We start from the raw sequence: 19,957 nt of genomic DNA on the forward strand, positions 1-19,957 counted from the left end.
CCTATCATCAACCTCCCCGATGTACCGTTCTAACGGAGGTCGGACATAATGCGCAAATTTGCCCTGATCGCCGTACCCTATGCGTGGCTGCTGGCCCTGTTCTTGATCCCGTTCCTGATCGTGTTCAAGGTTTCGCTCTCCGACACGGCGCTCGCGATTCCGCCCTATACGCCGACGCTCAAGGACGGTTTCGGTGCACTGATCGATGGCCTCGATCTTGAGAATTTCTGGTTTCTGACGACGGACGATCTTTATTACAAGGCCTATCTCAGCAGTCTGCAGATCGCACTTCTGTCGACGTTTCTGACGCTGCTCGTTGGGTATCCGATGGCCTATGGCATGGCCCGCGCGCCCGAGGAATGGCGCGCGACGCTGATGATGCTGGTGATCCTGCCGTTCTGGACGTCGTTCCTGATCCGCGTGTACGCATGGGTCGGAATCCTCAGCAACGAAGGGCTGCTGAACCAGCTTCTGCTCTGGGTCGGTGTGATCAATGAACCGCTGACGATCCTCAATACAAACACGGCGGTCTATATCGGAATCGTCTATACCTATCTTCCGTTCATGATCCTGCCGATCTATGCCGCGCTCGACCGGATGGATGACAGCCTTATCGAAGCCGCCGAGGATCTCGGCTGTTCACGCCTGACCGCCTTCTGGCTGGTGACGGTGCCGCTGTCCAAAAACGGCATTGTCGCGGGCTGCTTTCTCGTGTTCATCCCGGCGCTGGGCGAATTTGTTATCCCCTCGCTTCTCGGAGGGTCCGGCACGCTGATGATCGGCAAAGTCCTGTTCGAAGAGTTCTTCAACAACCGTGATTGGCCGGTGGCAAGCGCGGTCGCAGTGATCCTGCTTCTTATCCTGATCGTGCCGATCGTGCTGTTCCAGCGCAACCAGCAAAAGCAGGCGGAGGCAGAGCAATGAAGCGTCTGTCCGCTTTCAACATCACCGCGCTGACGCTCGGGTTCGCATTCCTTTATCTTCCGATGATCCTGTTGGTAATCTACAGCTTCAACGCGTCCAAGCTGGTCACGGTCTGGGCGGGATTTTCTACACAATGGTACGGCGAACTTTTGCGCGACGAAGCGTTTTTGGACGCGGCTTGGGTCACGCTTCAAGTCGCCGTGATATCTTCAACAATCGCGACGGTCCTTGGGACAATGGCGGCTTATGTGCTCGTGAATTTCGGGCGCTTCTTCGGACGTACCCTGTTTTCGGGCATGATATATGCACCGCTGGTCATGCCCGAAGTCATCACGGGCCTTTCGCTGTTACTGTTGTTCATCGGCATCGGGCTGGACCGGGGTATTCTGACCATCGTATTGGCCCATACGACGTTTTCGATGTGCTACGTCTCCGTCGTGGTCTCCTCACGGTTGATCAGCTTTGACCGTGCCCTCGAAGAGGCGGCGCTTGATCTGGGATGCAATCGGTTCGATGCGTTCCGGCTGGTCACCCTTCCCATCATTGCGCCGGCAGTCATCTCCGGATGGCTTCTGGCCTTCACGCTCAGCTTGGACGATCTGGTCATCGCGTCTTTTGTGGCGGGCCCGTCCTCCACGACGTTGCCGATCAAGATCTGGAGCGCCGTGCGCCTTGGTGTGACGCCCGAGATCAACGCGCTGTCGACGATCATGATTGCGGTCGTCACCGTGGGAGTGATCACCGCCTCGCTGATTTCAAAGCGAAACGCCGTAGCGGCGCAGCGGGATGCGCAGGCGGCAGAGCGCGCGGAATGAAACGCATTTTCGGTACTTTCGCCTATGGCGATGGCCCCAGAAATGGGTGCTGGTGGGACGAAACCTGCACGATCTTGCCGCGCGGTCCCCTTGGCACTGACACGCAAACAGATGTGGCGATCGTTGGTGCGGGTGTCACCGGGCTGAGCGCTGCCCTGCATCTGGCGCGCGCGGGGGTCGGCGCGACCGTCGTCGACGCGAACGATGTGGGTTGGGGTGCTTCGGGGCGCAACGGCGGGTTTTGCTGCCTGGGTGGCAGCAAGGCCGACGATGCCGGGATCGAAAGTCGGTTTGGCAGGGCTGGACGGCTTGCCTACCGCCGAAGCGAGCTTGAAGCGGTCCGCTTGGTGGAGCGTTTGGTCGACGAGTTGTCGCTCGACGTTGACCGGCATTCCGCCGGAGAAACCATGTTGGCGCACCGCGCCAGTGACGCGGATGCGATGCGCGTGCGAGCGGCCACAGTCTCGGAGAACTATGGCTTTGATCCGGTAGTCATTGAGAAAGATTCGCTCGCCGCCGGTGGCTTTGGGCGGTTCTTCCACGGCGGTCTGACCATTCCGGCCGGTTTCGGCCTCAACCCGCGAAAATACGTCGGGGGACTGGCTGATGCGGCCGAGGCTGCAGGTGCAACAATCTTCGGCCAAAGCGGTGTTGACCGGATCACACCGGCGCCCGGCCACCGCTGGCATCTGGACATCAACGGGGTCACGCTGTGCGCAGATCGCGTTATCGTCGCCACCAACGGCTACTCTTCCGAGGACATTCCCGACTGGCTCAGGGGTCGATTTATGCCGGGGCAATCCAACGTTCTTGTCACGCGTCCGTTGACCACTTCAGAGTTGGAGGCGCAGGGCTGGACGACAGACCAGATGTGTTACGACACCCGCAATCTGCTGCACTATTTCCGCCTGTTGCCGGACCGGCGGTTTTTGTTCGGAATGCGAGGCGGACTACTTAGCGGTCCTGCCGCCGAAATCCGCGCGCGGCGCAGGGTACGCGCGGATTTCGAATCGATGTTTCCGGCGTGGCGCGATGTGGAATCGGCTCATGCTTGGTCCGGGATGGTGTGCCTTGCACGCGACCTGATGCCATTTGTCGGCGCGGTGCCCGGGCAGAAAGGGATGTTTGCCGGTCTGTGCTATCATGGCAACGGCGTCGCAATGGGCACCTATTCCGGAGCTTTACTTGCCGCGCTCGCACAGGGCAAACCACCCGATATGCCCTTTCCGGATGCGATGAAGACCCCGTTGCGGCGTTTCGAGCTTGGCCCGCTCCGCCGCTTGCTGATGCCTGCGGCCTATGCCGCTTATGCCTTCGCTGACCGCTAGGCGCCTTCACGCAGTGCCGTGATGCTGCTGGCCGAAACCTGTGCTCCGCCGTTGAAAACCACCTGCGGGTCGGTCCCGTTTGTCTGTACTTCGGTGATCCGGGCGTAGGTTGCCGCCGCTTTCGACGGCAGCGTGCTGCCGTCCGCCGCCTCTCCCTCAACCGAAAAACTGTACTGACCAGCCGCAAAAGGCTTGCCGCTTTGTTGAACGCCCGCCCAAAGCACGGGGTCGTCGGAGACCGGAAGCGGGTTACGGTCCACCTCCCGTCCTTGGGCGTCGAAGACAACAAGCTCCATCGCGGTTGCGTTGGCGGGCGGCGTCGGCAAGACTGTGATCGGCGAGCCGTCGAACGGAACCGGCCCGGTCGTGCGTGCTTCCATCCCGATCCATCCTGCCAGTTGACCGATGCCGCCCGACCCCAGCTGTGTTGCCAATGCCTTCAGCAAATCGTTCGATTGCACCTGCTGCTCAACCATTGAAAACTGGGCAAGTTGTGCCGCATACTCCGAGTTGTCAATTGGCTCCATCGGATCCTGATACTTCGCTTGCGTCGTCAGCATCTTGATGAAGGTTTCGAAGTCAGACGACAGCACCGCATCCGCCTGCGGTGCGTCGCTGGCCACGGTTGCGGATGTTGCGGCAGTCGCGTTGCCTGGTATGGGGGTAATCATGGCGTGGTCTCCTTAAAGACGAATGTCGACACCGCCCGAGGCGGTTTTGAGAGGTGATTGAAGGGGAACGTCCGATGACGCAGGTTCGGCCCTTGCCGGCTCGGCTTCTTCTTGCGCTCCTAATCGGGATTGCGCGCCGTGATCAGTCAGTTGCCGGTTATCTGAAGCGCCTTGCCCGAACGAAAAGCTGACGTTTTCATACCCGATGCTGCGGAACGTCTGGCCAAGCTGGTCGATATGGCGGCGCATAAGATCCATCGTTTCTCCGCGCTCGGCCAGAATATTGACAACGATGCTTTTATCGTCGGTTTTGATAGAGACGCGTACTCGGCCCAATTCCTGAGGGGCAAGCGCAATCTCGATCGGGCGGTTCGGTGTATGGTGGACAGCTTCTACGATCTGTCGCGCGACATGCGGGGCAAGATCGCTTCGCAATGACGTTGTCGCGGTCGTTTGCGCAAGTCGTCCAGTCTCCAGCGTGAATGCGGATTCGGGCTCGGCACCCTGGATAAGTGATCGTACGGCATCGAGATCGGATGGGTCGGACATGGAAAGAGTTGTCATGCTTTGCGGCCCGTTGGTATGCATCGCGGCGATCTGCAGCCCCTGGGCGGAGAGCCCCTGTGGGTCTTGGGTGCGGCTGGGTCCAGTCTCCGCTGCGGATGCTATTCGGGCCTGGCCGATGGCATCCCGCACGCGCGGCGACACCGCACGCGACAAGTCGGCATTTTCTTTAGTGATCGTATAGGCCGCGCCTTGCTGGACCGAAACGCGACCGCTTTCCGAAGGTCCAGAAGCGGCTCCGTTGCTCTGCCGTTCAATTCCTGTCACCAGCGACTGCGCACCCGTATCGGACCGGACGCCTGAAGGCGGCGGGGCAGACGGCGTCGCGCTTTGCAACGTTTCGGCAGATCGCACAGGAGCTTCAAGGGCGCGGTCGATTTGCGGACCCGACTTGGAGTTGGCGACGTGCCCCGTGAGTACCAAGCCGCCCTGCCGACCAGACCGAGCCCGGCTGTCGGGAACTATGCTGCCGGAACCGATGCTGGCTGACTGATGACTGGTCCCGAAGGAGCCCGCCGGGGTTTTGTGCATCGCCGTCTCTGCACCGGACATCGGTGCGACGGTGCGCCGTACCTGCGCAAGGGCGAGATCTCCCGTACCATCCTGCTGCGGTTCTTGCCGAAGCGATGCTGGCAGGGTGCCGGAATAAATGGCCGTTGTCACAGATTGACCGATTGTTGGCCCCGAGGGAGAATTGTGCAAACGCAGACCGGTGGCATCTGCGGTCAGCGCGTTGGACGGATCCTGCTGGGCGATGGGGTCCCGGTGCATACCGATGTGCGCTGTGCCAGACGTGGCATGTGTAATGCCAGTCGTCGCGTGCAATCCGGACGACACACGGGTGCGATCCGCTGCGTCTTGCGGTCCGTTTCGCCGGAGAGCGGCATTCCCAGGTAATGTCGTGATCGATTCGCGGCCAATCTCGAGGTCCGCATCCATCACGGTGGGCGCGTCATCTTCCGTATGCGTTTGCGATGACAAAGCTCCATGATCGTCCAAGACGGGCTTTTTTTCCGGATCTACGCGCGCGTCCGATTCTGTCTCCCCCCCATCTTTGTCCTGAACTCCGGTGGACGCGGCGGAATCCTGTTCCGAGGGAGTGTCGGATGCCTCTGGCCCGCTGGCGGACCGTGTCTGGTTTCCGGCTTGACCCGATGCAGCAACCGCTGCGCCGGACGCTGGCAAGGCGCTTAGCAAAGTGGCGAAGTCAGATGTTGCCCCCTGTCCTGCTTTCGTGGCGGAGGCGGTGGTGGGCGGTGCACCTTTCAGCGGTGGTGCAGGTGCAATCGATACGGATCCAGTCGCCGCCGAGGAGGTGGGATGCATGATGAGCCTTTCGGGATTCTGCCGCGATGATGCTCACTTATCGCCGTTCTTCCTTACCGGTTGTTTACCGCTTTCAGGCAATGCTCCCAAAAATCGCGCATATTTTAGGAGTTTACCCATGATCCCCCCCCTTTTGGCATCGCCGGTTCCTGCAGTTTCCCCAGATCCTCCGCTGATGGACGTGGCGCTAAAGCTCGAAGCGTCGTTCCTGGCCGAGATGTTGCAAAGCGCCGGCCTTGGCAAGACCAGCGAAAGCTTCGGCGGCGGTGCGGGCGAAGACCAGTTCAGCTCTTTTCTCATTCAGGAACAGGCGCTGCATATCGTGAAAGGCGGTGGCATAGGGCTGGCGCAAACATTGTTCGACGCATTGAAGGAGCGTTCAAATGACTGACCAAGTCATCAAACTCGACACATTGGATCAGCTGCTGGAGCAGGAGCGGGCACTACTGCTCGAAGGGAATCTTGAGGGATTGGGGAAACTGCTGCCGCAGAAAGAAGCCATCATTGAAGATCTGCTGAATGAAAGCCTGTTGAGCCGTGATGCAGTGGCACCTATCGAGCGGAAATTGCAGCGCAACCAATTGTTGCTGGACGGGGCGCTGGATGGAATCCGTGCAGTCGCCGCGCGTCTTGCTGCGCTCAGGCAGGTAAGATCGGCGCTTGATACCTACGATGCACAAGGCCGCCGCCAGACGGTCGAAACGTCAAAACACGGCACGTTGGAAAAGCGGGCCTGATCGCGATCGACGACAGCCAGCGTGAGTTGAATAAAATGCATGGCACAGTGCGGTCCCGGTTTAGGGGTTCGTTAAGAGGAAAAGGGTCAGAAAGGCGATGCATCCGAACCCGGATGGCACAGGATCTGAATGGCCAGATGACTGTTTGTTTCAGAAGAAACCTTTTGTTCCGCGATCAAGCGGGAACCATACGGCGCAAAGCGTCGAAGCGAAAAAGGAACGTGCCTCATGTCGAGCATTCTTACAAACAATGGCGCAATGGTTGCGCTGCAAACTCTGAAATCAATCAACTCCAATCTGACGGATACGCAAAATGCGATCTCCACAGGCAAAGAGGTCGCGACAGCGAAGGATAACGCTTCGGTCTGGGCGATCTCCAAAACGATGGAATCCGATGTCTCCGGTCTCGACGCGGTCTCGGACAGTCTGTCCGTCGGTCAATCCGCGGTTGCTGTTGCAAGTGCAGGTGCCGAACTGATCGTTGAAACGATCAAGGATATGCAACAGCTGGCGATTTCGGCTCAGTCGGAAGGCGCGAACTTTACCCAAATCGATGCGGAAATGGCCGCGAAGAAAGAGCAGCTTGATTCGATCGTCGCAGGCTCGCAATTCAACGGCGTGAACTTGCTGGCGACAGACACCGATGGCAACGGCGCGACCGGCTTGGCAGTGGTCGGCTCCATCAACCGCGTGGGTTCCGGCACTGCCACCGCTGTCCAAATCGACGTGGGCACGGCGGACCTCGAGGCTTCGGTTACGGATATCACTCTGACCGGCACAGCGGACACGGCCGACGCCGCAACGACCTACGGTGAGTTGACAACCATGCTGAACGCTGCGGTTGCCGGTGCTGCGAGTCTGGGTACTTCGGCCAAACGGCTCGAAGACCAGTCCGAGTTCGTATCAAAGCTGTCCGACTCGCTGACATCCGGTATCGGCGCACTTGTCGATACGGACATGGAGGCCGCATCCGCGAAACTCCAGGCACTCCAGACGCAGCAGCAGCTGGGTGTTCAGGCACTGTCGATCGCCAACCAGGCGCCACAGACGATCTTGTCTCTGTTCCGGTAATCCGGCTGTCCAATCAAGAATTGGGGGCGCGTCCGCGCGCCCCCTGAAACAACCAATAACGAGTAGGGACACCAGTGAACGCCTCAATACTTGCACAGCGTGGATACGCACCAACGTCAGGTACCCTGAAATCAGGGCGCAAGATGGAGTACGACGTCATCGCGCGCATAACGTACAGGCTCAAATCCGCGCTCGAAGCGAAGGATTTCAACAGAACAATTCAGGCAATGCACGAGAACCGGACGCTTTGGCGCAAACTCGGACAAAGTGTTGCCGATCCAGACAATCTGCTGCCCGATGAACTGCGCGCGCGTCTGATGTATCTGGCCAGGTTCACTGATGAACACACTCGCAAAGCACTCCGCCGCGAGGCGTCTGCGATGCCACTCGTCGAGGTAAACACAGCCATCCTACGTGGCCTGAAATAAGAAGGAATGCCTGAAATGAGTGGACTTGTTCTGAAACTCGGGCCCAAGGAACGGGTCTTGATCAATGGGGCGGTCATCGAAAACGGGGATCGCCGAAGCCGGCTATCCATCATGACGCCCGATGCCAATATCCTGCGATTGCGCGATGCAATCCATCCCGAAGACGCCAACACGCCGGTACGGCGCGCGTTATTTGCCGTTCAAATGGTTCTTTCAGGGGACCGCGACGCGGAATCAGCACATATGCCGTTGTTACGGCAGGTCGAGGAGCTGAGCCAGGTCTTCACGGATCCGGATAGCCGCACGATGCTGGCAGAGGCTAGCCAGGCTGTGATCGAACGGCAGCATTACCGTACGCTGAAAGCACTGCGCAACCTTCTGCCCCGGGAGGAACGGTTGATGGCCGTGCGGCCAAGCTGATGTTTCAGCCGGTCGTTCCTTTCGGCGGTTTGGGTGGCTGGCGGTTTCTACAGGAAACCTATGACAGCCAGTTCAAAGTTTTTACCGAAAGTGCCCAACTGCAGCGTGACACGGATTATTTCCGAGAGAACATCGGTGATATCGAGACGCCCGAGCAGTTCGTAGCGGATCGCCGCCTGTTAACGGTGGCGCTGGGCGCTTTCGGTTTGGAATCGGACATCAACAACCGCTATTTCATTCGGAAAATTCTTGAAGAAGGCACAACCAATGAAGATGCGCTGGCAAACCGGTTCACTGACAAGCGGTACGCGGAACTGTCTGACGCGTTTGGTTTTGGCCCTGATGAATACCTAAAGGTTGGCGACCGGACGTTCGTAGAAGCGATCATTGACCGTTTTGAGTCGATTTCTTTCGAGGTCGCAACCGGACAGCAAAACGAAAGTATGCGTTTTGCTCTTTACGCCGAGCGGGCCTTGGGGCCGCTCGCTGCGGAAGACAACTCCAACAATGCAAAGTGGTATACCATCATGGGCGAGCCACCATTGCGCAAACTTTTCGAGACGGCTTTGAACCTGCCGTCGGCCTTTGGCCAGATCGACATCGACCAGCAATTGACTGTGTTCAAGAAACGGGCGAAGCAAGTGTTCGGCAGCGAAGACGTCAATCAGTTTTCCGACCCTCAAAAGGTTCAGGATCTGATTACAAAGTACATCGTGCGCGAGCAGATTAATTCATTCAGTATGAACTACTCTTCCAATGCAATTGCGCTAACTCTTTTGCGCGGTTAGGGCACGCCGAGCCCGGCGCGCCGCAGGATCAGCTCAAGCTGACTGAAGCTGCGCTGCGGATCATCCGGCTCAACTTTCGCCAAAAACGCCTCAATCTCCGGAAAGAGCTGGATCGCCCTGTCGATGTCCGGATCGCTGCCGTGAGCGTATAACCCTGCGCGGATCATCATTGCATTCGTATCGTAAAGACCAAGCATCTTGCGGGTTTGCGCCAATAGGGCATTCTCACGCGTGCTTGCCGCTGCGGGCAGACTGCGCGAGACGGACCGCAGGACGTCCACCGCCGGAAAGCGCCCCCGCTCGGCGATGCTCCGGTCCAGTACGATATGCCCGTCAAGCACGCCGCGAAGAATGTCGGCAATCGGCTCGTCCATATCAGACCCGGCGACGAGGACACTGAACAGCGCAGTGATGTCACCTTGCGGGCCGCTGCCCGGCCCCGCGCGTTCGCACAGGGCTGTGATCATATGTGCGGTCGAAGGAGGAAACCCTCGTAATACCGGGGCTTCGCCCGCCGCAACTGCGACTTCGCGGTGTGCCTCGGCAAAACGTGTGATTGAATCCGCAAGAAACAGAACGGATTTTCCAGCATCTCGAAAGTGCTCGGCGACAGCCATGGCTGTCCACGCACATCGACGGCGCAGCAGCGGGGATTGGTCAGACGTCGCCGCAACCACGACAGTGCGCGCCAGACCTTCATTGCCAAGCACATCCTCGACGAAATGTCGCAGCTCTCGCCCGCGCTCGCCCACCATTGCGATGACAACAACATCGGCTGTGACATAGCGTGATAATTGACCAAGCATCGTCGACTTCCCGACGCCCGATCCCGCGAACAGACCGACACGTTGCCCCTGTACCAAAGGCAGCATCGTGTTGGTTACGGCAAGGCCCGTGCCGAGCCGTGTCCCAAAACTGCGCCGTTCGGCGGCTTTGGGTGGGGATGTTTGCAAGGGGCGCGCAATGGCACCGCGCAGGAGCGGTTTGCCGTCTATCGGTGCGCCCGACGGATCGATCATCCGTCCAAGCCAGGCGTCAGTAGGCGCGATCTCTGCCGGAGACAGATGCACCGCGCGATCGTTCAGCGCGATGCCGTCAGGCGGCTCTTCGCACAGCATCACAAGGGTATCACCGGTGATCTGCACAACCTCGCCCCGCAGGGTGGCTCCGCGCTTGCGGTACACCTTGAGTTCCGAACCGATAGATGCGGCATCGGCCAGACCGCTGATGTGCAGCACGCCGGCATCTGCGCGGATCACACGTCCGACCGGGCGCACCGGCTGTTGCGCTGCGATATGGGCGCGCAGACCGGCGAAGGGGGAAACATCTGTCATGGTCGTCCTTTTGTTGCTGCTCACTGTTTCTAAAGGAATCACCCTTAAGCCTTCATTGAAATCGCAGCAGGGAGAATCCCGATGTTCGAAAATCTAGATGTCTTCAGGATGTCATCCGCCATGGCCCGCCACGCGGGACAACGCCAGGCGCTTATCTCGCAAAATGTGGCCAATGCGGACACGCCCGGATTCAAGGGCAGCGAGATGCCCCCATTCGCATCTCTTTATGCAAGCGCCGACACCGCAGGCGTGCAGCGTGCGACACGCGCGCAGCACCTGAACGGCGCGATTCAGGGGACAGGGATGGCGTCCCGGGAGATGCGCGGCGGCGACAGCCCCAATGGTAATGGCATCTCCCTTGAAACCGAGCTTCTCAAATCGGCAGAGGTCAAAAGCCACCATGACCGCGCCCTTACGATCTATAAATCCGCGCTCGACGTGCTGCGCGCGACAATCGGCAAATAGGATAACAACATGAGTGATTTTTCCAGCGCACGGTCTGTCTCGTCAAGCGGTATGTCAGCGCAGGCGCAACGCCTCAGACATCTGTCAGAGAATATCTCGAACGCGGATACCCCCGGTTACCGCCGCAAGACGGTGTCGTTTGAAACCGCTTTCGGTGCGGCCGATGCTGTTGCGAACGTGAACGTCAGCCACGTGCGTCTCGATCAGACCGAGCTGGAGGCGATCTTTGATCCATCGCACCCGCTCGCGGACGAAACCGGCCATTACGAGGGGTCCAACGTAAACCTGATGCTCGAACTGGCAGACGCCCGCGAGGCGCAGCGTTCGTACGAGGCGAACCTCAAGATGTTCGATCAGGCGCGCAAGATGTCGAGCAGCCTGATGCAGTTGCTGCGCCGCTAAACCAAATGAATCAAAAAGGAGTTCCAGAATGGAATTGAATTCACTTTCCGCGATCCAGAATTACACCTCTGCCAAACCGGCAACCACCCCGGCAGAGGGCACCGACGGCGCGGGCGCTTTGCTCAGAGGCGCTGCGATGGATTTCGCGGCGACGCTTGCGCATTCCGAGCAAACCGCACAGGCGACGATGATGGGCAAGGCCGACCCGCACGCGTTGGTCGAAGCGTTGGCGCAGACCGAGCTGGCCGTCGAGACGGCGGTGAGCGTGCGTAACCGTGTGGTCGAGGCTTATCAGGAAATTCTGCGGATGCCAGTCTGATGACCGACGAGGTGTTGTTTTTCGACACGTTGCGGCAGGGTCTCTGGATCGCGTTCGTCATTTCGCTTCCGATCCTCGTTGTCGCACTTGTGACGGGCGTGGCGATCGGACTGATCCAGGCGCTGACCTCCGTGCAGGAAATGACCCTTACTTTCGTGCCCAAACTGGGCGCCATCGTCATCGTGTTCTGGATATCGATGGGGTTCATGACCAATACGCTCGTCGCGTTCTTCCAGGACCGGATCATACTGCTCATCATCGGAGGTTAACCATGGACAGCACCGGATACATCACATTGTCGCGTCAATCCGGCCTGCAGCGTGAAATGCAGGTTGTCGCAAACAACATCGCAAATATGGCGACCACAGGATTTCGAGCAGAGGGTGTCGTTTTCTCGGAATACGTCAAATCCGTCGACCAGGGTCCGTCCCTTTCCATGGGACAAGGCAATATCGGCAAGACGTCCCTTGAACAGGGCGGTCTGACCCAAACAAGGGGCACGTTTGACTTCGCAATCGAAGGTGACGGGTACTTTGTCGTGCAGACCCCTCTTGGGGATCGGCTGACCCGGGCCGGTGCTTTCACACCAAGCGCGGAAGGGCAACTTGTTACACCGGACGGCTACCCGGTACTGGACGCGGGCCGCGCGCCTGTCTTTGTGCCGACCGGCGGCGAAGCGATCGCCGTTTCCGCAGACGGCACGGTCAGCGCGGACGGTGCGCCCATTGGCCAGATGGCGGTGGTCAAACCAATCGCTCCGCTTGAAATGATCCGTGAAGACGGCGTGATGTTTCGTGCGGACGCGGGCGACGAACCTGCCGAAAGCGCCCGTGTGCTTCAGGGCTTTGTCGAAAGCTCGAACGTAAATCCGCTGTTGGAAATGGCGCGGATGATCGATGTGCAGCGCGCCTATGAAATGGGGCAGAGCTTTTTGCAAAGCGAGGACGAGCGTATCCGCGCGGCTGTCAAAACCCTTACTGAAACATGAACGAACCAAAAGGAGGCCACACATGCGCGCCCTGAAAATCGCCGCGACCGGAATGAGCGCCCAGCAAATGCGGGTAGAGACGATTTCCAACAACCTCGCGAACATGAGCACGACAGGCTATAACGCCCGCCGCGCTGAATTCGCGGATTTGCACTACCAACAGATGGCGCGGGCCGGGTCGGTAAACGCCTCTGACGGGACGGTGCTACCGACCGGTGTTCAATTGGGTCTCGGCGTGCGTCCCGCCGCGGTCAGTCTGCACATGCAGCAAGGCTCGCTGTCGGCGACGCAAGGGGATCTTGACGTGGCCATCGACGGGCTTGGATACCTTGAAGTGACCTTGCCCAGTGGGCAGACCGGTTACACCCGCGATGGTGGATTGAAACGCACCGGTGAAGGGCTGATCGTGACGTCCGATGGCTTTCCAGTCGCGCCGGAAGTCGTGATCCCCGATGACGCGCGCTCCATCTCGATCAACGCCGATGGAGAGGTCTATGCCTACTTCGACGAAGCCGCTGCGGGCCAGCTCTTGGGGCAGTTCACTTTGACGGGTTTCACGAATTCGAAAGGGCTGGAGGCCATCGGGAGCAACTTGTTCGTCGAAACCGAAGCCTCCGGGCCCGCCCTCGTTTCTACCCCGGGGCAGGACGGCTTGGGCACCCTGCGCCAAGGTTATCTTGAAGACAGCTCCGTGGATGCGGTGCGCGAAATCACCGAACTGATCGAAGCGCAGCGCGGATATGAAATGAATGCCAAGGTCATCTCTGCCGTAGATCAGATGATGGGCGCAACGACGCAGGTGCGCTGATGAGAATTGTAGCCATAGTGACCGCGTCCCTGCTGGCTTGTCCGGTTCTCGCCGAAACCGTCGTGTCCGCGCGGACGATCCGGCCCAACCAGCTGATCACCGAAATGGATGTCACCTTTGCGAACGCGGATCTGTCGAACGGTTACGCGCGTCTGTCGGACGTCATAGGGCAAGAGGCGCGCGTAGCGCTTTATGCGGGACGGCCCATCCTTTTGGGCGACATCGGCCCCCCTGCGGTGGTCGACCGAAACCAGCTTGTTTTGCTGCGCTACCACGCGAACGGGATCACCATCAGCACCGAAGGGCGGGCGTTGGAACGCGGCGCGATCGGAGATCGGATCCGAATTATGAACCTGGGATCACGGGCCACGCTGTTTGGCCGGATACTTACAGACGGCACAATCGACGTAGGAAACTGAATTATGAACATCGCTTTGAAATGCGCGTCTTTTGCGGTCCTTGGACTGACGTTCGCCTGCGCACGGGCCGATCACATCGGTAATCCGCCAAGTTTTACGCCAACGCAGAACGCGCCCGAAGTACGCGCGATGGTTGATCCAGGCCTGCCGATAAGCATCATCGAGGAACGCGTCTCGGACGGTGCCTCGCTTTGGTCTCCTGCGCGCGCGTCCCTGTTGGGTGATCGGCGGGCAATGGTGCGGGGCGACATCATGACAGTTGTGATCGAAATCGACGAGAAGGCCGAGATTTCGAACTCCTCCGACCGCAGCCGGTCCGGATCTGAAACGCTGGGTATTGCCGGTCTTGCCGGCCTACCGCAGCGGTTGGATCAGCGCCTGCCCGAAGGGGCGTCTGCGGCCGAGCTTGTCGGTATAGATTCGCAAAGTAATTCGTCCGGTGATGGATCGGTGAAGCGGAAGGAAAAGCTCGAACTGCGGGTTGCTGCGACGGTCGTCGATGTTTTACCGAATGGCGTTCTGGCAATTTCCGGCACGCAGGAGCTACGCGTTAATTTCGAGCTGCGCGAGCTTTTGGTAACTGGCTATGTCCGCCCTGCGGACATCTCCCGCCAGAACGAGATTACTTATGACAAGATTGCGTCGGCTCGCGTGTCATATGGCGGGCGTGGTCAGATCAGCGATGTACAGCAACCGCGCCTCGGCCAGCAGGTCCTTGACGCTGTGCTGCCGTTTTAGGGGAATACCGCAATGCTCAAGAAGATCTTTCCGCTCGTTCTTTTGCTGGTCGGCACCGGTGCCGGCGTCGGTGCCGGTGTGTTCCTGCGGCCCGCAGTGTCCGACTCCGACGACGCAATAGATGGTGGTGCCCCGGAACAGGCTTTGAAACAAGAAGACATCGAACTTGGGGCCGCTGACGAGGCGGATGCAAAGGCCGTGAAGCCGGAGCACAGCGATACCAAGACCGCCGCCAGTGAAGGTGCCCAAAGCGAATACGTTAAGATGAACAATCAGTTCGTTGTTCCGATCGTCGCGGATGACAGGGTTGCGGCGATGGTCGTTCTGGCGCTGAGCATCGAAGTGCCGAGCGGCATGAGCGACATCGTGTTCCGCCGTGAACCCAAGCTGCGAGACAGTTTCCTGCAAGTTCTGTTCGATCACGCGAATATGGGGGGGTTCGACGGCGCCTTCACCAGTGCTGAGGTACTAGGGCGGTTACGCACCGCCTTGCGCGAAGTGGCGGAGAAGGATCTGGGTAGGGATGTCGCGCGTGATATTCTGATCGTGGAGATTGCTCGACAGGATTACTGAGATTATCACCGATAAAGATATGAAGTGACGGCGCGATCCAACAGGGTTTGCGCCGTTCTCTGTTTGCGCGCCGCTCTTTCCTGTGTGCAAAGCTCCTGCACGGCAAGAACTTTGCCGTAGGCCCGTCTGACCTGTGCGATGTGATGTTCCTTGATCGCGAGCACTTGGGCGAGCTGCATGTTCAATTCCTGCTTTTTTCGGCCCGCCCACCCCTGCCAAACCACATCGGCGCCGATTGCGCGCAGGCTCGCGTCTTCCGACGTACGGCTTTTCCGGACGTGCTCGTCCAGTTGCCACAGCGCACCACGCAGTCGGCCTTCCTCCGCGACCAGCCGCTGAAAGCTCTTCTGCTGCTGGCGATATTGAACTTCAACAACTTGCGCCATTTGCCGGTACTGATCCAGGGTCTTCATCGAAAGCCTTTCGCGCGCTTGCGCATGTCTTCGGCGAACCTGATCGCGGCTGCGACAGGCGCGAAATCTTCCTGGCGGATCTGTTGGCCGATCTCGATGGCAGCAAACAAGGCGCGGGCGGTCGGTGGATCGGAATGGATCGGGACTTTTGACTCCGCCGCGAGGCGTCGGATCGTGCCCGCGATCTCGTCGACACCCTTGGCAACGCAAACGGGCGCTTCACCCGGAAGGCGGCTCCACTTGAGGGCGACGGCATAATGTGTCGGATTCACGATAATGACGTCTGCGCTCGGCACATCCTGCATCATCTTGTTTTGCGACGCGGCCACGGCCCGCTGGCGACGCTCTTGCTTGAGGTGCGGGTCCCCTTCGCTATCCTTGTTCTCGTCGGTGATCTCCTTGCGCGACATCCTGTTTTTTCGCAGGTGATCAAAATGCTGCCAAATTGCATCGATGCCGCCGATCATTCCGGACACGATCACGGCAACCATGAGGAACGAGATGCAGATCTTCGTCAGCAGCTGAATACTGGTCTGTGGATTGGTTTGCAAAACTCCGATCATTTGCGGTAGCCAACTTCGAATGAAAGCTGCGAGGCAGGCAGAAAAAATCAGCAGTTTAGCAAAGCTCTTTGCAAATTCGAATAGACCCGTTCGACCGAACTTGTTCTTCGCGTTTGCAATGACCGAAATACGGTTGAGTTTCGGTTCAAGTTTGCTGGGGGCGAACACCAGACCACGTTGCGCCACAAGCGCGAAAATGACGCCGAGGGCAGGCAAGGCGAAAATCGGCGCCAGGCTCCATCCGATTGTCCGCATTAGGTCGGCAACCGGAGAACCCGCTGCACCACTGAGGATCAGCGGTGCAAGGTCTGATGATTGATCGATCATTACCATCAGCGCGGTCCCCATCTGGTTTAACCCGTGGGTACCTGCCGTGAGCAAAGCCACAAGAAGGCCGAGATAGGCAGCGGCAGTCAGCAGATCTGTGGATTTTGCAATGTCGCCTTTCTTTCGCGCCTCAAGAAGCTTTTGCGGCGTGGCATCGAACGTCTTGTCGCTCTCGTCGTCGGTGCCGCTCATGGTACAGGTTCCAGTGGATTGGCGATGAACCCATCAAGTGCGTCGATCCAAGTGGTCAGCAATAGGGGTGATGCGAGGCACAACAGGATCAAACCACCCGCCGTGATCACCGGCGCACCGACAAATGCAACCATCAGCTGTGGCATCGCTTTGTTGATTACACCGATCGCGATGTTGTAGAGGACCGAAAGAATGACGAATGGAGCCGCGAGCGTAAACGCCAGAGAAAATGCACGGCGAATCTGGTCCACCCCCCATTCGGAGACGTCTGTACCCTGTGGCAACGTGCCCATTGGCAGCATCTGATAGGACAGGATGATCATTTCGGCCACCTTGACGTGCAAGCCTGACATCACGGCTAACGCGAGTCCCGCCATAACGAGAATTTGGCCCATTGCAGGAACGGGTTCCGCCACCGCCCCGCCGAGGATTTGCGCAAGGGATGTCGATTGTGCGGCGATGGAACCCGCTGTTTGTAGCGCAAGAACAAACAGGCGTAACCCGATCCCTAACAGTAACCCGGCGGCGATTTCCGTTAGGGATAGCCACATGATCGCATCGATCCCCACCGATTGCGCGGGCGCTTCTACAGCGGGCGCGATGATCATCGTGAAAGCAAACGCGATGCCGAGCTTGATGCGCGCGGGGACTGTCTGTTCACCGAAAGCCGGCAGGAGGCTTGCAAGCGCGGCGACTCGTAAGAATACCGCAAAGGCCTGCCAGAGCATCGCATTCGACAGCTCCAGAAGCTCTGCGAGAGCCTGCGTCACGCGGGCACGACCCCGACAAGAGACGGCCGCGCGTCCAAACCGATTTCTTCGAACGACAAAACGGGCGAATTGACCCCCTTGGCGCGCATGACTGTGTGGACGAACCGCCGCCGCCGCGTGTTCGTCACCACGGCGGGATAGATACCATTCTGGTTGGCATCGTTGATTTTCTCGGAAACTCCGCTTGCCAGCTGATTGAAAAGGTCGGGCGGCAATGCAATGTCGAGGCCGCGATCGGCGTCGACCTGATAAGCGGTGAACGTCTCTTCCCATTCGGGCGCAAGCTGAACAAGGGGCAGTGTGCCGTCGGGCCGGCGCATTTCGGCGACCAGCTGGAACCCCAGTCGCTGGCGCACCAGTTCGCAGATTGCTTCTGCCTGCGCATTTTGGCCACGCGCTTCGGCTGTGGCTTCAAGGATCAATGGAAGATTGCGGATCGAGACCTGTTCGTCCAGAAGCAGGCGCAGTACGGTATGCAGAACATCCACTGGGACCTTATCCGGGATCAACTCATCCAGTAGTTTCCGGTTCGCCTCTGCACGCGCTGGCGACGAAACGTTCACCATCTCTTCGAGCAGGCGACGCAGGGATTTCAAGGTAAGCAGTCGGGAGAAGTTGCGTTTGACCACTTCCAGCAGATGTGTTGCCAGCACCTCGGCAGGAGTTACAAGCGTGATACCTGCAAGCGAGGCTTCCTCCTGATCGCGGGCCAGGATCCATCTGGCAGGTGCGCCGTAGACCGGTTCGACCGTATCAACTCCGGCGGGTAATACGCTTGCATCTGGGGGGGCCAGTGCAAGGATCTGATGCGCATTCAGTTCGGCGCGGGCCTGTTCCACGCCTTGTATGCGTAAAAGGTAAGTGCCCGGCGAGAGGCCTGAATTGTCGGTGAGTCTGATTTCCGGCAGGATCACTCCGAAGACACTTGCCACGTGGGTCCGCATATTGACAATGCGCGCGTCCAACCCGGTACCGGGGTCCAGCACCATCCCGACCAGATCGGGCGCGAATTCGATGTGGATATCATCGAGTTCGAGTACGTCACCGATAGGTTTTTCTCGCGGCGGCTCAACGGCGTCGTCGTTTGTAACGCCGGCTGGTGTGCGTTGTGCTTTGCGGTGGATACGATAGGCCAGATATCCAAGCAACAGACCGCCGGTGATAAACGGCAGGAACGGCATGCCCGGCACCAGCGCAAAGAGGACCATCAAAGCGGAAACCGTACCAATCGCGGCGGGATGTCTGCCCAGCTGCGCGAAAACAGCAAGGTCAGTGGATCCCTGTGCCCCACCCCGGGCCAGCAGCAGCGCGGAGGCAATCGAGATGATGACCGCCGGGATTTGCGACACAAGCCCGTCTCCTACTGTCAGGATCGCATAGGTCTCGAAGGCGGAGCCAAGAGGCATACCGTGAACTAGGGTCCCCATTATAAGGCCTGCGACCAGATTTAGCAGAGTGATCAACAAGCCGGCGATCGCGTCGCCTTTTACAAATTTGGAAGCGCCGTCGAGGGATCCGAAGAACGTCGTTTCCTGTTGTTCGCGCGCGCGTCGCTCGCGCGCTTCTTCATGAGTAATCGCACCGGCTGACATATCGCTGTCGATCGCCATCTGCTTGCCGGGCATGCCATCAAGCGCAAAACGCGCACCAACTTCGGCCATGCGGGTTGCACCCTTGTTGATGACCATGAAATTGACAATCAGGAGAACGCAGAATACAACGAGACCAAGGAAGACCGATCCGCCCATAACGAACTGCGCAAAGCCTTCGATAACGTCACCAGCGGCACCGGTGCCGGTATGACCCTGACCAATGATGAGCTTGGTCGATGACACGTTCAGCGACAGGCGAAGCATCAGCGAGGCAAGCAGGACTGTCGGGAACGCGGAAAAATCAAGTGGCCGCTCTATGAACAAAGTGACCGTAAAGATCAGAATGGCCAGCGCAAAAGACGCGGCAAGGCCTGTGTCGAGAATCCATGCAGGCATCGGTAAGATCATCATGACGATGATCGCCATCAATGCCACCGCAAGAAGGATTGTCGGTTGATAAAGTGCACGAATGCTGAGGTTCATTTCAATTCCCGCTTTGTTTGCAGGTGGCGGTGGAACGGTAGACTTCGAACGACCACGAAGCAGGTCGTAATCTATTGCGCGTTGCCATACGAACCTGACATAATAATGCTCCTGTCCGGTGCCGCGAGCCGCCCGATCGGGACGAAAAAGTGTCCAATGCGGATAGCCAGGCGAAGTATCTCGCGTTTCGTAAGCAGTGATTAAAATAAATCATCGCATTGAACAGGATTGAAAGCGTTCTCGCTGTAAGAAATGTTTGCCATTGTAAATCCGTGAGAGGGGCCCAGTTCCGACGCTGAAAGCGCGCTGAAAAATGTCCTGTCGTTCCAGCAAAGCAAGGTCGATTGCGCGGCAGAACGCTCGCATTCTGCATCGGTATGACGCGGTTTCTGGCGTGACAAAAATGGGCTGCGGCGTCTGGTAACGCCGCCGGCTTTGCTTGGGCAACCAAAAGAATGATGGAATACCAACCATTCTGCATCCACAGCCTCGATACCAT

Annotated in this window: 25 protein-coding genes; 18 read left to right on the forward strand and 7 right to left on the reverse strand. The window is 58.6% G+C overall.

Annotation, left to right across the window (positions count from 1 at the left end; translation table 11 throughout):
* Positions 1 to 48: 48 nt before the first annotated feature.
* Genes Q1A06_RS10465 through Q1A06_RS10475 form a run of 3 tightly spaced genes read left to right on the forward strand, consistent with a single transcriptional unit; the run spans position 49 to position 3,067 of the window.
* A complete protein-coding gene (locus Q1A06_RS10465) occupies positions 49 to 924 on the forward strand; it encodes an ABC transporter permease subunit (RefSeq protein WP_299562709.1) in 876 nt (291 codons plus the stop codon).
* A complete protein-coding gene (locus Q1A06_RS10470; RefSeq protein ID WP_299562712.1) occupies positions 921 to 1,739 on the forward strand; it encodes an ABC transporter permease subunit in 819 nt (272 codons plus the stop codon). The genes Q1A06_RS10465 and Q1A06_RS10470 overlap by 4 nt, the downstream gene beginning before the upstream one ends.
* Positions 1,736 to 3,067 carry an FAD-binding oxidoreductase gene (locus Q1A06_RS10475; RefSeq protein WP_299562715.1) on the forward strand — a complete coding sequence of 444 codons (1,332 nt, stop codon included), beginning with the start codon at positions 1,736 to 1,738 and terminating at the stop codon, positions 3,065 to 3,067. The genes Q1A06_RS10470 and Q1A06_RS10475 overlap by 4 nt, the downstream gene beginning before the upstream one ends.
* Here Q1A06_RS10475 and Q1A06_RS10480 read toward each other — a convergent pair.
* Positions 3,064 to 3,738 (reverse strand): flagellar hook capping FlgD N-terminal domain-containing protein, encoded by a 675-nt coding sequence (locus tag Q1A06_RS10480; RefSeq protein WP_299562718.1) that lies wholly within the window; start codon positions 3,736 to 3,738, stop codon positions 3,064 to 3,066. The genes Q1A06_RS10475 and Q1A06_RS10480 overlap by 4 nt on opposite strands.
* 12 nt (positions 3,739 to 3,750) lie before the next feature.
* Entirely contained in the window at positions 3,751 to 5,283 is a 1,533-nt protein-coding gene (locus tag Q1A06_RS10485; protein ID WP_299562721.1) for a flagellar hook-length control protein FliK, read from the reverse strand.
* A 520-nt stretch (positions 5,284 to 5,803) separates the two neighbouring features.
* On the opposite strand from Q1A06_RS10485, the gene Q1A06_RS10490 reads away from it, so the two are divergent.
* From Q1A06_RS10490 to Q1A06_RS10515, 6 genes are all read left to right on the forward strand, one after another.
* On the forward strand, positions 5,804 to 6,019 hold the full coding sequence (locus Q1A06_RS10490) for a rod-binding protein (protein WP_299563302.1): 216 nt from the start codon (positions 5,804 to 5,806) through the stop codon (positions 6,017 to 6,019).
* A complete protein-coding gene (locus Q1A06_RS10495) occupies positions 6,012 to 6,365 on the forward strand; it encodes a flagellar biosynthesis protein FlgN (RefSeq protein WP_299562726.1) in 354 nt (117 codons plus the stop codon). The genes Q1A06_RS10490 and Q1A06_RS10495 overlap by 8 nt, the downstream gene beginning before the upstream one ends.
* A 228-nt stretch (positions 6,366 to 6,593) precedes the next feature.
* Positions 6,594 to 7,436, forward strand: coding sequence for a flagellin (locus Q1A06_RS10500; protein WP_299562729.1), 843 nt, complete (start codon positions 6,594 to 6,596; stop codon positions 7,434 to 7,436).
* A 74-nt stretch (positions 7,437 to 7,510) separates the two neighbouring features.
* Positions 7,511 to 7,864 carry a flagellar biosynthesis regulator FlaF gene (flaF, locus tag Q1A06_RS10505; RefSeq protein ID WP_299562731.1) on the forward strand — a complete coding sequence of 118 codons (354 nt, stop codon included), beginning with the start codon at positions 7,511 to 7,513 and terminating at the stop codon, positions 7,862 to 7,864.
* Positions 7,865 to 7,879: 15 nt separating this feature from the next.
* Positions 7,880 to 8,284, forward strand: a complete 405-nt coding sequence (flbT, locus tag Q1A06_RS10510) for a flagellar biosynthesis repressor FlbT (RefSeq protein ID WP_299562734.1) — start codon at positions 7,880 to 7,882, stop codon at positions 8,282 to 8,284.
* Positions 8,284 to 9,072 carry a DUF1217 domain-containing protein gene (locus Q1A06_RS10515; protein WP_299562737.1) on the forward strand — a complete coding sequence of 263 codons (789 nt, stop codon included), beginning with the start codon at positions 8,284 to 8,286 and terminating at the stop codon, positions 9,070 to 9,072. The genes flbT and Q1A06_RS10515 overlap by 1 nt, the downstream gene beginning before the upstream one ends.
* Here Q1A06_RS10515 and Q1A06_RS10520 read toward each other — a convergent pair.
* Positions 9,069 to 10,406, reverse strand: a complete 1,338-nt coding sequence (locus Q1A06_RS10520) for a FliI/YscN family ATPase (RefSeq protein ID WP_299562740.1) — start codon at positions 10,404 to 10,406, stop codon at positions 9,069 to 9,071. The genes Q1A06_RS10515 and Q1A06_RS10520 overlap by 4 nt on opposite strands.
* Positions 10,407 to 10,487: 81 nt before the next feature.
* On the opposite strand from Q1A06_RS10520, the gene Q1A06_RS10525 reads away from it, so the two are divergent.
* The 9 genes from Q1A06_RS10525 to Q1A06_RS10565 are packed head-to-tail and all read left to right on the forward strand — an operon-like array spanning position 10,488 to position 15,118.
* The gene (locus Q1A06_RS10525) at positions 10,488 to 10,871 is read left to right on the forward strand and encodes a FlgB family protein (protein WP_299562743.1); all 384 of its coding nucleotides are present in this window, start codon (positions 10,488 to 10,490) and stop codon (positions 10,869 to 10,871) included.
* Between the two features lie 9 nt (positions 10,872 to 10,880).
* Positions 10,881 to 11,273 (forward strand): flagellar basal body rod protein FlgC, encoded by a 393-nt coding sequence (flgC, locus tag Q1A06_RS10530; protein WP_299562746.1) that lies wholly within the window; start codon positions 10,881 to 10,883, stop codon positions 11,271 to 11,273.
* A 28-nt stretch (positions 11,274 to 11,301) separates the two neighbouring features.
* A complete protein-coding gene (gene fliE, locus Q1A06_RS10535; protein ID WP_299562749.1) occupies positions 11,302 to 11,592 on the forward strand; it encodes a flagellar hook-basal body complex protein FliE in 291 nt (96 codons plus the stop codon).
* Positions 11,592 to 11,861: a flagellar biosynthetic protein FliQ gene (locus tag Q1A06_RS10540; RefSeq protein WP_299562752.1), complete on the forward strand. Its 270-nt coding sequence runs from the start codon at positions 11,592 to 11,594 to the stop codon at positions 11,859 to 11,861. Before fliE ends, Q1A06_RS10540 begins: the two co-directional genes overlap by 1 nt.
* 2 nt (positions 11,862 to 11,863) lie before the next feature.
* Positions 11,864 to 12,580: a flagellar hook-basal body complex protein gene (locus tag Q1A06_RS10545; RefSeq protein WP_299562755.1), complete on the forward strand. Its 717-nt coding sequence runs from the start codon at positions 11,864 to 11,866 to the stop codon at positions 12,578 to 12,580.
* Between the two features lie 22 nt (positions 12,581 to 12,602).
* Positions 12,603 to 13,388, forward strand: a complete 786-nt coding sequence (gene flgG / locus Q1A06_RS10550) for a flagellar basal-body rod protein FlgG (protein WP_299562758.1) — start codon at positions 12,603 to 12,605, stop codon at positions 13,386 to 13,388.
* Complete coding sequence (flgA, locus tag Q1A06_RS10555) at positions 13,388 to 13,807, forward strand: flagellar basal body P-ring formation chaperone FlgA (RefSeq protein ID WP_299562761.1); 420 nt, start codon at positions 13,388 to 13,390, stop codon at positions 13,805 to 13,807. The genes flgG and flgA overlap by 1 nt, the downstream gene beginning before the upstream one ends.
* Positions 13,808 to 13,810: 3 nt before the next feature.
* Positions 13,811 to 14,545, forward strand: a complete 735-nt coding sequence (flgH, locus tag Q1A06_RS10560) for a flagellar basal body L-ring protein FlgH (protein WP_299562764.1) — start codon at positions 13,811 to 13,813, stop codon at positions 14,543 to 14,545.
* Between the two features lie 12 nt (positions 14,546 to 14,557).
* A complete protein-coding gene (locus Q1A06_RS10565; RefSeq protein WP_299562767.1) occupies positions 14,558 to 15,118 on the forward strand; it encodes a flagellar basal body-associated FliL family protein in 561 nt (186 codons plus the stop codon).
* A 5-nt stretch (positions 15,119 to 15,123) separates the two neighbouring features.
* On the opposite strand, the gene Q1A06_RS10570 is transcribed toward Q1A06_RS10565, so the two are convergent.
* The 4 genes from Q1A06_RS10570 to flhA are packed head-to-tail and all read right to left on the reverse strand — an operon-like array spanning position 15,124 to position 19,458.
* Positions 15,124 to 15,531, reverse strand: coding sequence for a hypothetical protein (locus Q1A06_RS10570; protein WP_299562770.1), 408 nt, complete (start codon positions 15,529 to 15,531; stop codon positions 15,124 to 15,126).
* Positions 15,528 to 16,613, reverse strand: a complete 1,086-nt coding sequence (locus Q1A06_RS10575; protein ID WP_299562773.1) for a flagellar type III secretion system protein FlhB — start codon at positions 16,611 to 16,613, stop codon at positions 15,528 to 15,530. The genes Q1A06_RS10570 and Q1A06_RS10575 overlap by 4 nt, the downstream gene beginning before the upstream one ends.
* Complete coding sequence (locus tag Q1A06_RS10580) at positions 16,610 to 17,383, reverse strand: flagellar biosynthetic protein FliR (RefSeq protein ID WP_299562775.1); 774 nt, start codon at positions 17,381 to 17,383, stop codon at positions 16,610 to 16,612. The genes Q1A06_RS10575 and Q1A06_RS10580 overlap by 4 nt, the downstream gene beginning before the upstream one ends.
* Complete coding sequence (gene flhA / locus Q1A06_RS10585; RefSeq protein WP_299562778.1) at positions 17,380 to 19,458, reverse strand: flagellar biosynthesis protein FlhA; 2,079 nt, start codon at positions 19,456 to 19,458, stop codon at positions 17,380 to 17,382. The genes Q1A06_RS10580 and flhA overlap by 4 nt, the downstream gene beginning before the upstream one ends.
* Between the last annotated feature and the right edge of the window lie 499 nt (positions 19,459 to 19,957).

This window comes from uncultured Sulfitobacter sp. (genome assembly GCF_947497275.1).
GTDB lineage: Bacteria > Pseudomonadota > Alphaproteobacteria > Rhodobacterales > Rhodobacteraceae > Sulfitobacter.

Bases quoted from the DNA above. Each gene is read 5' to 3' on its own strand.
- Q1A06_RS10480 (WP_299562718.1), bottom strand. From the start codon at position 3,738: ATGATTACCCCCATACCAGGCAACGCGACTGCCGCAACATCCGCAACC.
- flgH (WP_299562764.1), top strand. From the start codon at position 13,811: ATGAACATCGCTTTGAAATGCGCGTCTTTTGCGGTCCTTGGACTGACG.
- flhA (WP_299562778.1), bottom strand. From the start codon at position 19,458: ATGAACCTCAGCATTCGTGCACTTTATCAACCGACAATCCTTCTTGCG.
- fliE (WP_299562749.1), top strand. From the start codon at position 11,302: ATGGAATTGAATTCACTTTCCGCGATCCAGAATTACACCTCTGCCAAA.
- Q1A06_RS10520 (WP_299562740.1), bottom strand. From the start codon at position 10,406: ATGACAGATGTTTCCCCCTTCGCCGGTCTGCGCGCCCATATCGCAGCG.
- flbT (WP_299562734.1), top strand. From the start codon at position 7,880: ATGAGTGGACTTGTTCTGAAACTCGGGCCCAAGGAACGGGTCTTGATC.
- Q1A06_RS10495 (WP_299562726.1), top strand. From the start codon at position 6,012: ATGACTGACCAAGTCATCAAACTCGACACATTGGATCAGCTGCTGGAG.
- Q1A06_RS10475 (WP_299562715.1), top strand. From the start codon at position 1,736: ATGAAACGCATTTTCGGTACTTTCGCCTATGGCGATGGCCCCAGAAAT.
- flgG (WP_299562758.1), top strand. From the start codon at position 12,603: ATGCGCGCCCTGAAAATCGCCGCGACCGGAATGAGCGCCCAGCAAATG.
- Q1A06_RS10570 (WP_299562770.1), bottom strand. From the start codon at position 15,531: ATGAAGACCCTGGATCAGTACCGGCAAATGGCGCAAGTTGTTGAAGTT.
- Q1A06_RS10540 (WP_299562752.1), top strand. From the start codon at position 11,592: ATGACCGACGAGGTGTTGTTTTTCGACACGTTGCGGCAGGGTCTCTGG.
- Q1A06_RS10515 (WP_299562737.1), top strand. From the start codon at position 8,284: ATGTTTCAGCCGGTCGTTCCTTTCGGCGGTTTGGGTGGCTGGCGGTTT.
- Q1A06_RS10565 (WP_299562767.1), top strand. From the start codon at position 14,558: ATGCTCAAGAAGATCTTTCCGCTCGTTCTTTTGCTGGTCGGCACCGGT.
- Q1A06_RS10545 (WP_299562755.1), top strand. From the start codon at position 11,864: ATGGACAGCACCGGATACATCACATTGTCGCGTCAATCCGGCCTGCAG.
- Q1A06_RS10500 (WP_299562729.1), top strand. From the start codon at position 6,594: ATGTCGAGCATTCTTACAAACAATGGCGCAATGGTTGCGCTGCAAACT.
- Q1A06_RS10465 (WP_299562709.1), top strand. From the start codon at position 49: ATGCGCAAATTTGCCCTGATCGCCGTACCCTATGCGTGGCTGCTGGCC.
- flgC (WP_299562746.1), top strand. From the start codon at position 10,881: ATGAGTGATTTTTCCAGCGCACGGTCTGTCTCGTCAAGCGGTATGTCA.
- Q1A06_RS10525 (WP_299562743.1), top strand. From the start codon at position 10,488: ATGTTCGAAAATCTAGATGTCTTCAGGATGTCATCCGCCATGGCCCGC.
- Q1A06_RS10470 (WP_299562712.1), top strand. From the start codon at position 921: ATGAAGCGTCTGTCCGCTTTCAACATCACCGCGCTGACGCTCGGGTTC.
- Q1A06_RS10575 (WP_299562773.1), bottom strand. From the start codon at position 16,613: ATGAGCGGCACCGACGACGAGAGCGACAAGACGTTCGATGCCACGCCG.
- Q1A06_RS10490 (WP_299563302.1), top strand. From the start codon at position 5,804: ATGGACGTGGCGCTAAAGCTCGAAGCGTCGTTCCTGGCCGAGATGTTG.
- flgA (WP_299562761.1), top strand. From the start codon at position 13,388: ATGAGAATTGTAGCCATAGTGACCGCGTCCCTGCTGGCTTGTCCGGTT.